Source organism: Shinella zoogloeoides (genome assembly GCF_033705735.1).
GTDB lineage: Bacteria > Pseudomonadota > Alphaproteobacteria > Rhizobiales > Rhizobiaceae > Shinella > Shinella zoogloeoides_A.
The window spans coordinates 225,516-239,037 of sequence record NZ_CP131131.1 but is presented as its reverse complement, the minus strand read 5'-3'; the positions used below and the strand labels follow the sequence as shown (position 1 = coordinate 239,037).

Annotated in this window: 15 protein-coding genes; 2 read left to right on the top strand and 13 right to left on the bottom strand. The window is 59.4% G+C overall.

All coding sequences use genetic code 11. The features are described from left to right. Positions 1–26 precede the first annotated feature (26 nt). Genes ShzoTeo12_RS18735 through ShzoTeo12_RS18690 form a run of 10 tightly spaced genes read right to left on the bottom strand, consistent with a single transcriptional unit; the run spans position 27 to position 9,900 of the window. Positions 27–302: a hypothetical protein gene (locus ShzoTeo12_RS18735; protein WP_318913536.1), complete on the bottom strand. Its 276-nt coding sequence runs from the start codon at positions 300–302 to the stop codon at positions 27–29. After that, on the bottom strand, positions 299–490 hold the full coding sequence (locus ShzoTeo12_RS18730; RefSeq protein ID WP_318913534.1) for a hypothetical protein: 192 nt from the start codon (positions 488–490) through the stop codon (positions 299–301). Before ShzoTeo12_RS18730 ends, ShzoTeo12_RS18735 begins: the two co-directional genes overlap by 4 nt. Continuing rightward, positions 487–1,260 carry a hypothetical protein gene (locus ShzoTeo12_RS18725; RefSeq protein ID WP_318913532.1) on the bottom strand — a complete coding sequence of 258 codons (774 nt, stop codon included), beginning with the start codon at positions 1,258–1,260 and terminating at the stop codon, positions 487–489. The genes ShzoTeo12_RS18730 and ShzoTeo12_RS18725 overlap by 4 nt, the downstream gene beginning before the upstream one ends. Positions 1,261–1,284: 24 nt before the next feature. Beyond that, complete coding sequence (locus ShzoTeo12_RS18720) at positions 1,285–1,683, bottom strand: hypothetical protein (RefSeq protein ID WP_318913530.1); 399 nt, start codon at positions 1,681–1,683, stop codon at positions 1,285–1,287. Between the two features lie 4 nt (positions 1,684–1,687). Beyond that, entirely contained in the window at positions 1,688–3,091 is a 1,404-nt protein-coding gene (locus ShzoTeo12_RS18715) for a hypothetical protein (RefSeq protein WP_318913529.1), read from the bottom strand. A gap of 16 nt (positions 3,092–3,107) precedes the next feature. Then, the gene (locus tag ShzoTeo12_RS18710; protein WP_318913527.1) at positions 3,108–5,312 is read right to left on the bottom strand and encodes a hypothetical protein; all 2,205 of its coding nucleotides are present in this window, start codon (positions 5,310–5,312) and stop codon (positions 3,108–3,110) included. Beyond that, positions 5,309–5,719, bottom strand: coding sequence for a DUF6950 family protein (locus ShzoTeo12_RS18705; protein ID WP_318913526.1), 411 nt, complete (start codon positions 5,717–5,719; stop codon positions 5,309–5,311). Before ShzoTeo12_RS18705 ends, ShzoTeo12_RS18710 begins: the two co-directional genes overlap by 4 nt. A 7-nt stretch (positions 5,720–5,726) precedes the next feature. Then, complete coding sequence (locus ShzoTeo12_RS18700) at positions 5,727–6,326, bottom strand: hypothetical protein (protein ID WP_318913524.1); 600 nt, start codon at positions 6,324–6,326, stop codon at positions 5,727–5,729. Continuing rightward, positions 6,326–7,075: a hypothetical protein gene (locus ShzoTeo12_RS18695; protein ID WP_318913523.1), complete on the bottom strand. Its 750-nt coding sequence runs from the start codon at positions 7,073–7,075 to the stop codon at positions 6,326–6,328. The genes ShzoTeo12_RS18700 and ShzoTeo12_RS18695 overlap by 1 nt, the downstream gene beginning before the upstream one ends. Positions 7,076–7,077: 2 nt before the next feature. After that, entirely contained in the window at positions 7,078–9,900 is a 2,823-nt protein-coding gene (locus tag ShzoTeo12_RS18690) for a phage tail length tape measure family protein (RefSeq protein WP_318913521.1), read from the bottom strand. A 56-nt stretch (positions 9,901–9,956) separates the two neighbouring features. Between ShzoTeo12_RS18690 and ShzoTeo12_RS18685 the strand changes: the two genes are divergently transcribed. Further along, positions 9,957–10,313, top strand: a complete 357-nt coding sequence (locus tag ShzoTeo12_RS18685) for a hypothetical protein (protein ID WP_318913519.1) — start codon at positions 9,957–9,959, stop codon at positions 10,311–10,313. A gap of 592 nt (positions 10,314–10,905) precedes the next feature. Here the strand turns inward: ShzoTeo12_RS18685 and ShzoTeo12_RS18680 are convergent. From ShzoTeo12_RS18680 to ShzoTeo12_RS18670, 3 genes are all read right to left on the bottom strand, one after another. Further along, on the bottom strand, positions 10,906–11,685 hold the full coding sequence (locus tag ShzoTeo12_RS18680) for a phage regulatory protein/antirepressor Ant (protein WP_318913518.1): 780 nt from the start codon (positions 11,683–11,685) through the stop codon (positions 10,906–10,908). Positions 11,686–11,961: 276 nt separating this feature from the next. After that, a complete protein-coding gene (locus tag ShzoTeo12_RS18675) occupies positions 11,962–12,318 on the bottom strand; it encodes a hypothetical protein (protein WP_318913516.1) in 357 nt (118 codons plus the stop codon). Beyond that, complete coding sequence (locus ShzoTeo12_RS18670; RefSeq protein ID WP_318913515.1) at positions 12,318–12,560, bottom strand: hypothetical protein; 243 nt, start codon at positions 12,558–12,560, stop codon at positions 12,318–12,320. The genes ShzoTeo12_RS18675 and ShzoTeo12_RS18670 overlap by 1 nt, the downstream gene beginning before the upstream one ends. A 353-nt stretch (positions 12,561–12,913) precedes the next feature. On the opposite strand from ShzoTeo12_RS18670, the gene ShzoTeo12_RS18665 reads away from it, so the two are divergent. Further along, positions 12,914–13,315, top strand: coding sequence for an Arc family DNA-binding protein (locus tag ShzoTeo12_RS18665; protein ID WP_318913513.1), 402 nt, complete (start codon positions 12,914–12,916; stop codon positions 13,313–13,315). Positions 13,316–13,522 lie beyond the last annotated feature (207 nt).

Here is a 13,522-nt window from a genome sequence, read left to right as displayed (position 1 = left end):
AGGTTCCGACAACCGCCCGGGCCGCGCTATTCAGCCGCTCTTTCGACGCAGACACCCGTTGCGTTGAGGTACACGCGGCCACGCTCGCGGCACAGGCGACGAGCAACACGAGCTTTGTCAGCTTCATTGGTCAGTTCTCCAATTGCTTTCGTAGTTGCGGCATCGAGCTCGGCGCGCTCCAACGCCCTGCCCTGCTCCTCGGCGCGCGGGAGGAGCCAGAGGTCATTGACGACGCCGAAGCCGAGGAAGACGACGAAGCCGCCGATCAGCGCGCCACCGATGAGGGAGATCTTGTCGATCATGTCGCCCACCTGAGCCGCTTGGCCGCGGCATAGGCCATTTCCACGCCTGCCCCGAGACCGAAGCCGGCGAGCATGATCAGATCCGGGTCAGCACCGATCTGCTGGCCGAGATCGGCATCGAGATAGCCAGCGGTGACAAGCGCGGCGGCGATATAACGCAATGCAATGCGCGCGAGGACAGCGGTCATTTCTTCCATCCGAAAATGAGGGAGAGGAGAGCTTTCAGAAGGGCAGCGAGGCCCGCCTTTGGCGCCGAGGATTGCGGCGCGGGCTCGGCAGGTGGGGATTTCTTGGCGGCAGGAGCTTCCGCGGCCGGGATGTTGATTCGCGGGCTATAGCCAGCATCCCGCAGCGCCTTTTCGAAGGCCGCAGCGTAGCCGGCAATCATCGCCCCGTTCTTGGCGGTGTCACCATTCACGATGGCGCGGGAATTGTAGTATTTGAAGCCCGGCACGTCGGGGTTTCGGATCACGAGGTAATCATAGTCGGCAAGCTTCTTGCTGGTGAAAAGCCCCTGCTCCATGCCGTCGAACGTCGCTCGGACTGAGGCCTTCAGATCAAGCGCCGATGCCTTTGAAAGGCCGAGCTTTCGATAATTCTCCTCATGCGTGATCTGGATGAGGCCGCGGCCGAACCAACCTTCGCGCCAGTAAGGTTTCGTGACCCACGGAAGCTGTCCCTTGGCATAGGCAGCATCGAGACGCTTGATCACGGTCGCGTCGGACGGATTCCGGTCCTTGCTGTTGGCGTAGACCGTTTCCTTCACCGGCTGCATCTGGCCGCCGGTCTCGTGATAGACCTCCGACAGGATGGCCGCGAGATGGAAGAGCGGCGTCCCGCGCTTCTCTGCCTCATCGAGAATGGCCTCGACACCGTTGACCTGCGCTTGAGACAAAGACGTGCCGAAGACGCCGGATGCGCGTTGGCGCACCGACGCATAGAATGCGGAGCGGTTCATGGGAATGTTCCTGAGGTGGAAGGGTTAGGAGGCCGAGAGGATTTCCGCGGCACGCTCGGCGCCGAATAGACCGGTCGCCATGGTTTCGAGCAGCGGCCAAAGCTCATGATCGCTGCGGTAGGACGAGGCGTACTTGAAGATGTTCTGGACGCGGATGGGCTGAGTTGTCATGGCGGCTTCGACCTGTGCCGCCTCGTCGTCCGTCATACGAGACCAAAGGTCCACCGGGTAAAGCACGATGGGCAAATCGGGCAGCGGAAGCCAGCTATCTCCATCCCATATCTGCCGGGCATCGCCGCTGGGCGGAGGCGAAGCAACCTCAGTCGCGTACCGATATTTCTCGTCGGCAGCGTCCTCCGGATCTATATCGATCAGGCTTCCGCAATACGATCCGTCAGGGTTCACGTAGAACTTCTGGGCCATGGTCTCAAAGCTCCGCGATGATAATGATCTGGCCAGACGCCGAGGGAACGCCTGTAGCACTGGCACCCGTGGCGTTGAGCACGGTGGATATACCGCCGTTGGTAACCTGGTACTTGATCTGGGTCGTATTCCCCGAGGGGATGGAAAGCTGCACGCCGTAGGCCGTGCTTGCTACCACACCGTAGTCGGCTTTCAGAACATCGCCTGCCGACATTGCCGAGACAGTTGCCGTGAGCACGACATAGGCGCTGAGCTTCTTCGGTGCACTGGGCAGGCCGTGAGAGATCAGGCCGTTAGAGCCGAGTGCCGCGGTGAAGGGGGCACTGATGAATGCGGCGGCGGCGGGCACGTTTCCGAGATCGACCGCACGATCCGGCATCGTGATTGCACGGTCTGCCGTGAGAGCTGCGAGATTGAGCGTCAACGCCCGCGGCGTTCCGGCCGCGTTGAAGAGCTTGAACGAAGCTGCCGCGAACTGAGCGTTCGCGATCGTCCGTGCCGTCTTGAAGATGCTGGAGATGAGATTTGCCAGCGTGAACTTCTTCAGGCCCCACGACGCAGCACTGTCAGCGAGGCCCATTTCGTCCGCGTCATCGAGTGCGGCCTTGGTGGTCGCAGCGTGAATTGCCGCCGCGATACCGCCGGTCACAGTCGCTGCGGCCTTCATCGCCCAATGGTAGGCTGAGTACAGTCCGGGAAGAACCGGCACATCTTCGGCTTCCGTGGCCCACCTACTTGCGAGCGCGGCACTATCCGCAGCACCCCCCGCCGAGGTGTCAGCATCCGAAGCGCTTGCCGCCGCTGCGTTTGCGGCCGCTTCAGCTGCAGCCACAACGGCGGCGGAAACCTGATCGCTCACAAGTCGGAACGTCGACCCTGCGACCACACCGAAAAGCTGCATACCCGCCGTGAGGCCTCCAGGCGCAACATCATTTCCCGTGTTCGTCTTGATCGTGAGCGTCGGCCCGCCGTTGAACACGACAGTCACGGGAGAGCCCGTGTTTGCTTCATAGACACCCATCATCACCAGCGCCGAGGGACTGATCGGTAAAGAACTGGTCGCAATGATCGCGTTCGGGGTCCCTGTGCCGACATCCGTGGCCGTGATGAAGCTGTAGGGAAGATCAGCAATCCGACTCCATGAGCCGGTACCGGAAGCGCCCGTCTTTTGATAGATGCCGTTATAGCCGGCCGTCGGGTCATCAACGACCCAAGCCATACTGTTCGGCCCGTGCACGAGATCAGAGTAAAGCGCCGCGCGGGTGGCGTACACGGATCCGCTGTTCGCACCGATAGCGGTGACAAACGATTCCAGCCAAGACCCCCATGCTCGAATTTTTGCCTTATCAGGCTGCAAGGGCGCGCTCGCCGGGCCATCCGCCCAGATCGTGTTTGCGGTTTCAACCATGTTGTCTCCGATAAGTTTAGGTGACAGTGAAGGCGCCGGTTGCAACAGGGCTGCCGGCAATGTCCGATCCGTTCACGGAAACCACCCACCCGTATTTCACGCCGGCAGACAGGCCCGTTACCGTTCGAGCATCGGTCGAACCCGCAGCGCCGTATTCCGGTGGTGGATAGTAGGTGGCAGCACCGAAGCTGTTGGTGGTGCCGATATAGATCTTGGCACCGACGTAATTTTCACTGTTCGGCGCCGTCCAATTGAATGTTGCCGACCCCGCGGAAGCAGAGACCGAAAGGTCCGTCACAACACCCGGAGGATTGGGATCGGACGTCGTGGCGACCGTTTCAGTGGGTGACCAATCCGAGTAACTCCCCCCGGACCCCTTGAATGCAACCTCGACATCAAGGATCGTGTCAGCGGGAACGGCTGATGTGCTGAGAATAATGATGCCGCTGGCCGGCATCACATCGGGGAACGCTTGCTCTACCCATGCTCCCGTCGCACCCGATCCGTCATTCTGCACACGATAATGCAGGACCGGCGTGAGGCTTTCGTCTTCCGGGTCCGTGATAATCGCTTTTAGGTAGACGGAACCGCCTGTAGCGATAGCCTGGACGGCCTCTAGAACCGGGGCATTCAAGCCGGCCGCATTCGGCGCGGGCGGAACGGGCGGCTGCCGTCCTTCGTCGACTGCCGGGTTCCACGCGTCGATATTCTCCGGGTGCTGCACGATCTCCATCGAAAATCCTCCCCTTGTGATGGCGAGGATCGATCGTCTGTTCTCGACCAGCTTCCCGTTGAGGCGTGGCAGGCGGTTGGGAGTCTGCAGCCTCACCCATCGGGAATAGATGGCGTTAAGGCCAGACAGGCGCACGTCAATGCTCCCCTTGACCTTCTCCTGAAGACGAAGCCAATCGCGTTTGCCGAGGCGCCTGGCTTGGCGCCACTGGTGCACCCATTGATAGTTCGCCTCTTCAGACAGCACGCGCCCCTCCTCGAGCTGCGCCGCGGTGTCCTCAAAGAAGTCTGTATCGCTCGTTGTGTAGTCGGTTGCAGGATAGGTGAACTTCGGCACCAGCCTGTTGATCGCATCCTCGAAGAGGACATCGTATTGGATCTGGTGCCCGACTATGTCGGCATCCGTCAGAACCGCGACCCGATCCTCACGAAACTTGCCGACGGTGAGAAGAAGGGCACCATCTCCCCGCTCGCATATCCATCCGTCACATGCGGCCAGGATTGCATTGGTCGCAGCCTTGGGACCGTTCTCGGTGGTATCCCAACCGTTGCACTCATATCGCTTTTCGGTCCCGCCCGAGGCGCGCGGCACATCCTCATCGCAGATGTTTGCCTCTTCGATCCACATGCTGAGGACAGGCAGGATAGCTTTCCGATAATCCCGGCGATGACCGAATTCATTGAAACACTGATGCCAGCACATGATGAGCGCGGCATTTCTTGTAAACGTCCAGGTGGACGGATCGTCAGGGCTTTGCGACGGGTTTCGATAGTCCCAGCAATGCGCGCCATCGACCTCAACCGACAACTGCGGTGCGCCGTAAGGGTACGTCCTTTGCTGCTCCTTTTGCCGCGCATTGCCGACAAGATACCCAACGGACGCCTGACCATCCCCACGGTGATCGTTCGTCCATATCCCCGATGGCCCAAGCCGGGATACGATACCTGCATAGGCCGTCTCCACCGGAAGCCCCAGCCGGCTGGCAATGCGAACACCGCCCGCCGCATATCGCCCATCGGCCAGCCCGTTTACGAGAGCCATGCCACCGGAAATGTTGTTGCTCAACGTCACGACATCGTCATGCAGGTAGTATCGATTGACCGCATGAATGCGGTGTCCTGCAAGCGCCTGCACGCAATAAAGATATGGCCCGAGCGATTCCCACAGCATCCGAGCGCCGGCAACTCGTGTCCTGCCGACGATGAAATTCCGGTAGGGAATAGCCTGTGTCAGCGGAACCTTGCCATCCTCTGCCTTGGGTGGCTTCGGGGCCAAGAGCATTTGCAGGCCGATGGATATTGCCGTCGTGGCGATGGCCGAGGCTATCGATGCGAACGTAATTGTCGTGGCGCCGATCGTGAAACCGGCGGTCCCGAAAATTGCGGTGAAGATCGGCGTAAAGATCGGGTCGAAGAGAACCTGGCTATAGAGCGACGTCGTATGCCCCAGCCCGTACCGCTGGAGCATCATGCGATGGTGAAAGCTCAAGGCGTATATCTCCAGGCTGCGACGTGATCGGCACGCTTTCCAGCCACACCATTCGGGCCAAGCGCGACCCAAAGCGGGCCGAATCGGACGGCACAAATTTCCCTGACGACACAGTCGATGGCAGACGGAGCGCGAATGACGCCGATATCCCCGTCTCGAAGATCATCCATCACGCGCACGAAGCCGAGCGGTTCGATCCCGCCGCCGATCATCTTCACCAGGCCTCCTTTGGCCGTCATCACGGCGTATGCACCGCGCTCGTCGCTGTAGGTCCCGCGGACACGGGCGGCCGGGTCGGTCCCGCAGAGATGCTGCGCCCACGTCGCGCAGAACATCACGCAATCGTCGCCGGAGACCCCGCCCCAACGAAACCGGTGAGGCAGGCGAATGAATTCGTGAATATCCATGGACTTCTCAGAAGTTGGGCCAGACCGGCTGCACACCGCGCGCAAGCCGCGCCGTGCCATCGCAGAACTTGTCGGTGGGCGAGATTGCCTTTTGATGCGCAGAGGACCACAGCGACCGCGATGGGCGCGATCGCGTACTTTCCCCTGCGACCACCGACAGGGAAAGCATCAATGACAGGTCTCCGTCGCTTGGTTGTGCCTGAGATGCCTCCCCGACGTGAGAAGCTATCCCGCTCCAGATCGGAATGATCCTGCTCATCGGCTGGTAATAGCGGTCGAGCGTCGTAATCCCGATTTGGACCTGTGCGCCCCTTACCGGAGGCAGAGCGTCCAGCGTCTTCGCGCCTGTAACAGGATCGATGCCCGACAGTGTGAAATCCACGCTGTCCGCAGTCCCATTGATCAGCACCTCCAGCGTCGGCACCCCGATCAGGACGCCGCCGCCGAGATAGACGGTTCCGTTCGGATCGATGCTGTCGAAATTGGCCGGGATGTCGTGCACCCCAAACCAGACATGGAGAGCAGGCTCGGTCCCCACCCGAAGGAAGAGCCCGAGTTGATGGCTCCCGCGCATCTCCTCAATGACGGCATCAGGTATCCACGCCATCAGAACGCCTCGGTGAACTGGAGCGTCGGTCGAGCTTGGAGCCAGCCGTCGACGTCCAAGGGAAGCGTGAACCCTTGCGGAAAGCGCATGACGCAGAGCGGTCGCGCTAACTCGACACGGGTGTTCTCCTCGCACGCCTCTCGAAGAGCTGGCCCGATCCCGAGCGCGTAGTCGGCATAGCTCAGCTCTACACCTTCCACGGTCTCGCTCCCCTCCTCGGTCTTGATGCTCTCCCAATACCGATATGCGCGCCAGCCCTTAGTGGGATGATTGATCGAAAACCAGTCAGACCAACGCAGAGGCCGGGAAGCCCCGTAGACGCGCAAGAAGATATTCCCTGCCCCGAGTGCGGCTGAAGCCGTCAAACGCCCCCACACAGAAGCCTGCGAGTACCCCGAGGTATCAGAGAACAACGCACCGTCCGAATGCGGGATGCCGTCGATGACAGGCCGACGTGCCGCGAATGGTCCCCAAGCATCGGTCAAGAGAGGCACGTTGAAGAAGCGGAATCCGCCATTGCCGCGGGCACCCAGCCAGTTGATGATCTCGAAGCGTTCGGTGTCGTCTGCCTGAAGGACGCATTGCTCGTAGAGCGCCTTCACACGGCCCCCACCGCTCATCTCTATCGAGATCGCCTCGCCTGTCCCGTTCACGCCGCCATCAATCGAGTTTCCGATGATGTCGAAGGACGCCCGCTTCGGCCGGAGATATCGAACCGGAACGGTAGGATTGTCTGTGTAACGAGCCATCCCTAGCCTTTCTGGTTCGAGTAACGCCGCTGCATGTCGCCGAAGCCGCCACGCCGCATCTGGTAGCTCTGCTCGCCCTGCGCCGCTGCAATCCCCTGTTGAACGAGGTCGCGGATATGCTGGTCGCCGGAGCCGCCATAGATATGGATGTCGTATTTCGGCGGCTGGACTTTTGGGTCGTTGCCGTTGGCAGCCATCATGTCCTGGCTCTTGTTGGTGTTGAACACCTTGGAGCCCTGCGGGAGATTGACGAGTTCGGGACCGCGCTCACCGACGATGGCAAGACCGCCGGGCGCATAGTTCGTGCCATCAGCGTAGAGCCCGACGCCGCCTTTCAGCCAAGCCGACGCGAACTGCGAAGAGCCAGAGAACAGGCCCATGCCGTATTTGGTGAGGCCGGAGAGGATGCCACCGCCACCACCGTTCGCCATAAGCGCTTGCGGTATGCTTTCCAGGGTTGAGCCGAGCTTTCCAAGGCCACCACCAAACTCACCGAGGCCTTTGGAGGCCTTCTCCAGCTCCGCATTGAACTTGTTCACATAGGACTTCCCAGTCGTTCCCAGTACGTCGGCGGAGTTCGCTCCTTGGGCAAGCGGACGGCCGGTAAACCACACTGACGCCGCGTCCTGCGGATTACCGTACTTTGCAACGGAAGCACCGAAGTACTTCTCGAATACAGCATCTTGAGCGCTCTTGCTGCCCAGAAACTCGTTCGGCGTTAATGAAGTACCCAGCGCACTTTTCGTCCACGACGGGATGTTGGCTCCCATGACCTGATAGGCGCCATAAGCACGATCTCCGGTGCGCGTGACGGGGCCGAGCGCGCTGTAATTTCCGCCACTGCTCTCAATCGCTTTGATTGCAGTTGCATAGGATCCGATATCGCCCAGAAGCGAACGACTGACAGGGACGACGGGAGCCTTACCGAAATTGTCATTCGCAGCAGAACCGCCAAGTCCAAGGGGTTTAGCCGCTACCGCACCGACTGCATTCGCTCCAGCGCCCGTTCCGCCCTTCGAGCCCGTGAGCCAGTCGGCAAAGATGGTGCCGATCCCGTCGAAGAACTTCTCCCACAGCTTCGAGGCCTCACCCGAAATCGCGGCCTCAAGGCCCTTGAGGAAGGCCTTGCCGATGTCGTGGCTGCCAGAAAGCAGCTCGGAACTGAACGCGTCTCCAAAGCTCTGGGCCAAGTCCTTCGCCTGCTTCCATTGAAGCTGCTGGCGGATGGCGTTCGCCTCAGGGGAGTTCAGATTCTCATCGAAGCCATATCGCGTCAGCGTGGTGGCAATCTGCCTATCCATCGCGCTACGGCCAGCCTGGCGCTCGGCGAAGCTGACATCGAGCCAGAAGTTCGCCTTCGCCTCCTGCGCGCGGAGATAGGCCTTGGTAACCTCATCAACCTTCTCGTTTTCCTTCTCCAGCTCGAAGAAGTTGGGCTTTTCAGTTGGCACCGGAACGGCGGTAAACCGCCCATCGGAGTTAAGAATGCGAGAATCGGCGACGTCAGGATCGCCCGCTAGATCGGAAGGTCTCGAAGTTGGGATGCCGGGAACGCGGGGGATAAACATTTCATCACCGAGTATCCGCCCGTTCTCGGACCAGAGGGGCGACAGCCTGGGCAAAGAGGTGAACGATTTCGCTTGATCCGCGACTTCTCGCATCTTGTCGGCTGCGCCAGAAAGTAGATCATAGAACTCCTTGATGACCGGATTTGACTTGTCCCCGAGTATTGTCGAGAGGCTTTCCAGAGCGCTGTTGAGTGCCAGGGTTGGGTCTTTACCCGCTTCGATCGCGTCTTTGACGTCGACCATGTTCTTGCGGAAGATTGAGACCTTCTCAGTGTCAGCCGAGTTGATGGCATTGGACAGAGCGAAATCGGTGTCCATTCTCCCAATCGCTGATACCAAGCCCTCCATCTCACCGCGGAGGCCCTTGATCTTCAACTCTGCAGCGGTCGCGGATGCTTCCTGCTTGTCTTGTTCTTCCCGCGCGCGTTCGAGTTCGTCGGCGTACGCTTTGAGAGCAGGGGCTGCATCGCCCCAACGAGCGGCAACTGTCTGAATAAGCTCGCTCTGGCGCTCCAGATCGGCTTCCATTTTGCCGGAGCCGTCTTCGGACGTGGAAAAATACTGGATCAACGCCGCCACACCGGCGGTCAGGCCGACCGTGACAAGCGTAACCGGGCTGATGATCGAAGCGAAAGCTGCGCCAAGCCCCATGACTGGACGCTCCATAGCAGCCAGCACCGACGCCAACTGCGTACCTTGCTGAAGGCCGATCATCAGCGGGCTCATGCCCATCGCTGACGTAACCGCGACGTCTTGAAACTGATAGCCAGCATTGATGCCGGCCGCTCGCTGCGCGCCGCTCACCCCATTCTGGTTTGCGGCCTTGACCGCAGTTCCCGCCGTCGTTGCTGAAGTCTTCAGGCGCTCAAAGGCGAGGCGTTCACCGTCAAGCGCCTTTTGCATCTGCTGGGCATTGATGATCCCAAGCTGATGAGCCCTGTTGATCTCCGACACCGCTGCGGCGTAGTTCTTCTGTGCGTTCGCCAAGGGCTGATACTTGACCGTCAGGCGCTCGATCTCGGCGCGGAACGCCCTAACATGCTCATCCTGGTTCTGGAACGGGCGGGCGACCGGCGGCACCTTCTTCGTCTCGTCTCCGACACGCCTCAAGGCACCTGCAAGTGCTCCCGCCGAGGTCGTCAGGCTCTCTGCCGCCGTTTCCATCTTGGCGGCTGCGGCATACAGCCTTTCCAGATCGACCGCGGCCGACGACGCCTGTGTGGAATCGATTTTGAAGCCAAGTGAGGCAACAGTCATGGGTTTACCTTTAGGTGAAAGGCGGTATCGTCCTCGCCGAAACGGAGGCCGCTAGGATGATGAAGAATTTTGTTGCTCTGGGCGCGGTTCTCGCGCTGGTAGGCTGCAACACCATAGAAAACCAGTATGTCAGCGCCACAGGTCGTTACGGTAGCGGACAGACAACCTTTGGGGCCATGCAGGAGAACGTGAAGTTCTCCATCGGCGATGGTCGGGTAACCTGCCGCGGCACCGCACCTGACTGGCGGAAAGCAACGGTCGTCATTCCGGTGGCATGCACCGATGGGAAGTCAGGGACAGTAACCATGACCAGACCCATGACGAACGCATCCATGGTCGCTGGTGAAGGGACCATGCAGTTGACCAATGGCGAAACACGTCGCTTCATATTCGGCCGCAAAGACCAGCTTTGATCCACGCCAGCTTGTTGGGGGAGAGCCTTCCTCCGTGATAAACTAGAACAGCTCAGAGAGATAATGCTCAAGACCATCAACACGCCCCTTGGCTGGGGCGCCATCACTTTCGTTGCCTCAATGATCCTCATTGGCTCGCTACTAGGCCCCGTCGCCTGTAATTCCGGCTGGCAGTCTTCCTCCATTGGCAGGCAGGGAGCATGTTCTCATCACGGCGGAGTTAATCGCACGCCTGCGCTGCTGCAGTTCCTAGCGAGCCTTGGTTTGGGTGTATGGGTAGGCGTTCGCATCAAAAATAAACGAACAGAGAAGCCGTCACGCCAAATCGTTTCTAGCGCAACTCAGAGGGCCACGAACTCCAAACGAGGCACGATCTGCCCATCTTGCGGATTGGCAATGAGGGCGTTCGCCTTGGATGGAAAAATCCTTCTGCGTTGCGACTGCGGGACGGAAGTACGGTATCGATGAACGATGCTCCGGTACCTACGGCTTTGGTCGCCCATCCAGGGTCTATTCCATCTACATCAAGTGCTCGTAGGCAGTGAAAAGGCGCCCCGAAGAGCGCCTAAAGGTATTGGCATTGTGGCAGTGGTTATGCTTCTGCCAGCGCCGGTTTGATGAGCTGCGCCAGCTTCGTCAGGCCCTTGGCCGTCACGCGAACCTGCTCCGTGACCTTTTCGGAGCCATCAGCGCGCAGAACCGTCGTTACCTTGTGCTCCAGAAGGCCGGATTGCGTCTTGGACGAGTATCCGAGGTCGTGGGACGCCCCCACCCGCTTGTAGATCCAACCGTTCTGGCGAAGCCAGTTGAACAGGTCGCTGGGACGCATCTGGAGCGCTTTTGCGGCGTCGGTGATGCAGAGAGAACCGTCAGCCTCGGAAAGGCGCTGCAATGCCTCCTGCGACGGCAGAAGCTCCTTGACCTGCCTCTCCAGTTCCAGCGCCTTTTCGCTGTAGGTTAGCAAAAGGCCGCGAAGAGCGCCGGGGTCGTTGAGATCGACGGTCGGGCCGCTGTTGGCGATACGACGAAGTTCCGCCTCCATGGCGTTGAACGCTTCGATGTAGCGCAACTTCCATTTCAGCGCCTTGCCGCCGGTGAAGCCCATGGCGAGGAGCGTGAAGCCGTCGCGGTCCATATCATAGGATCGGTAGGTCTGGCCGGTCGAAGGCTCAACATATGGGGTCTCTCCAAATTTGGAGAGACCTAGCTGCGGCTCGCTGGCAATCAGATTACCGATATCACGCAAAATATGGCCGTGCTGTTTCCCGAAGAACTGAGCCACGTCGCGGCTGTTGGCGAACACCTCGCCGTCCTTGGCATGTACGATCGGGTTGCGTGTGGCATCGATCGGTGTCATCTGTGCATTCGTCATTGCCTATGTCCTTTCCGAGGTTAGGCAGTGGAGCTAGCCATCGCGGAAACGATGGCCGGTGGTCGTGACAGCGGGGCCGCTTGCAAGGCTCAAACCCCGCCGTCACGGATCAGGCGACATTGCCGCCCAATTTCTTAATTTTCGTTAACCATTCGACTGCACTAGGCGCCCGGCCTGCCAAGCCCGGTAACGCACAGGGGTTCGCTTTCATGAACGCCGGAGCCTATGAAGCTCGGGTTCGCGTTACATCCCCATGGCAGCGGGGAATTGGTGATTTCAGATGATCAGGCTGCGAAGAAAGTGCCGGTGCAGACGGCCAGCCTCTACATCCCATCCACATTCGGCTGTTTCGCAAAGCCACTGGTCGGACAGGACAGCTTTGATCTTTTCCTGCACCTCTTCGGCGGTCTGGCATTGGTGGGTGACAACATCCTTCACCGCGCTCCATGCCGCCTCGTATTCAGGCCCCTCAGCCTCAACGTCTCCATCTGCGCCAGCCGTCGCAAGCCACGCGGCGTTTGCGGCGCGGTAACGATTGACGAGAACGCCGATGCCCAGCGTAGAGACAGCGCCGATTGCCGCTGGCGTCGAAGCGGCGATTACTGCCCCACGGATAAAGGTGCGCCGATCCATCACGCTACCTCCGGCTTGGGACTGACACGCCCGCTGCCGATACGGCGCGAAACCGTGACGCATTCGTTCACGTGGTTGATCTTCACGCGCCACATTCCGCCGTGGATGCGTTGCATCGTCTCGGCGAGGTAATTAGCTGCAGCCTGAGCCTCTGCCATTTCGTTGGTGGCAGAAAGAGCGGCTTTGACGATGGATGGGTGGATTGCCAATGATGGCGCACGTTTGCTATCATGCTCGCGCATGTTGAAATCCTTTCGAGGGTTTTGATGTTGCTGCGAAAGGGCGAAGCGGGTTTACGAGGCCGTTGCTTCGCCCTTTTCCTTTTCGGACTCAGCCAATCCCTTTTCGATGAGGGATCGCACAGCCGCAGTCCGCGATTGAATCCTGTTCAGGAAACGATAATCCTCTACTCGTTCCAGCAATGAGGGCTCCATGGTGATTGGAATCCTCTCGCTTTTCATTTCGCTCAACATTGCCTCCTTTGTGTGATGTGGTACGAATGGGATAGTGGCACTTGGGCACATTGATGGCAATAGGGCATTAGTGCCCAAATGCCATTATTCAACTATGGCATTGTTCAGGAACGGATATTTCTATGGCTGACGCCCCATCGCGCGACCAAAACAAGTTCATCATTCGTATGCCTGATGGCCTGCGAGAGCGAATCCGCGCTGCTGCCGAGAAGAACAATCGTTCCATGAACTCTGAGATCGTCGGGACCTTGGAGTCCTTCTATCCAGAGCGGATGTCGCTAGAAGATATCCGCAACTACATCGCTCAGTTAGTGGATGGATATCGGCATAGCCCGGCCGAGGACCTTCTCACGGAGATCGCCGACATGATTCAGTTACTCGGAGAGAAGCTGCCGATAGAGGACAGCCTCGCCTATCGCGCCATGAACGAAGATCCTGAAACCGAAGATTGGAACCGTGAGCACCCAGACAACCCGACCGCTGGCTCCATTGCGCACTCCAAGATGCAACGCGGAAAATCCTGAACCTCCCCTTCCGTTGAACACCCGCGCATTGGGGCAGGAAACTGCCAACGTCGCAATTCCCTCCGCCACAAAATGGAAGGGAATTGTTTTGGGAACGCGCCTCACGGAAAATCAGACGATTATGCTGAACGTGCCCCAGATTGCTCATCTGAGGCGCTGAAACGTTATCCACAGAAACGCCAAAAAGCGGTTGGAAATTGCAGAGAC

Coding starts and splice junctions, on each gene's coding strand:
- ShzoTeo12_RS18735 (WP_318913536.1), bottom strand. CDS start 302: ATGATCGACAAGATCTCCCTCATCGGTGGCGCGCTGATCGGCGGCTTC.
- ShzoTeo12_RS18730 (WP_318913534.1), bottom strand. CDS start 490: ATGACCGCTGTCCTCGCGCGCATTGCATTGCGTTATATCGCCGCCGCG.
- ShzoTeo12_RS18725 (WP_318913532.1), bottom strand. CDS start 1,260: ATGAACCGCTCCGCATTCTATGCGTCGGTGCGCCAACGCGCATCCGGC.
- ShzoTeo12_RS18720 (WP_318913530.1), bottom strand. CDS start 1,683: ATGGCCCAGAAGTTCTACGTGAACCCTGACGGATCGTATTGCGGAAGC.
- ShzoTeo12_RS18715 (WP_318913529.1), bottom strand. CDS start 3,091: ATGGTTGAAACCGCAAACACGATCTGGGCGGATGGCCCGGCGAGCGCG.
- ShzoTeo12_RS18705 (WP_318913526.1), bottom strand. CDS start 5,719: ATGGATATTCACGAATTCATTCGCCTGCCTCACCGGTTTCGTTGGGGC.
- ShzoTeo12_RS18700 (WP_318913524.1), bottom strand. CDS start 6,326: ATGGCGTGGATACCTGATGCCGTCATTGAGGAGATGCGCGGGAGCCAT.
- ShzoTeo12_RS18695 (WP_318913523.1), bottom strand. CDS start 7,075: ATGGCTCGTTACACAGACAATCCTACCGTTCCGGTTCGATATCTCCGG.
- ShzoTeo12_RS18690 (WP_318913521.1), bottom strand. CDS start 9,900: ATGACTGTTGCCTCACTTGGCTTCAAAATCGATTCCACACAGGCGTCG.
- ShzoTeo12_RS18685 (WP_318913519.1), top strand. CDS start 9,957: ATGATGAAGAATTTTGTTGCTCTGGGCGCGGTTCTCGCGCTGGTAGGC.
- ShzoTeo12_RS18680 (WP_318913518.1), bottom strand. CDS start 11,685: ATGACGAATGCACAGATGACACCGATCGATGCCACACGCAACCCGATC.
- ShzoTeo12_RS18675 (WP_318913516.1), bottom strand. CDS start 12,318: ATGGATCGGCGCACCTTTATCCGTGGGGCAGTAATCGCCGCTTCGACG.
- ShzoTeo12_RS18670 (WP_318913515.1), bottom strand. CDS start 12,560: ATGCGCGAGCATGATAGCAAACGTGCGCCATCATTGGCAATCCACCCA.
- ShzoTeo12_RS18665 (WP_318913513.1), top strand. CDS start 12,914: ATGGCTGACGCCCCATCGCGCGACCAAAACAAGTTCATCATTCGTATG.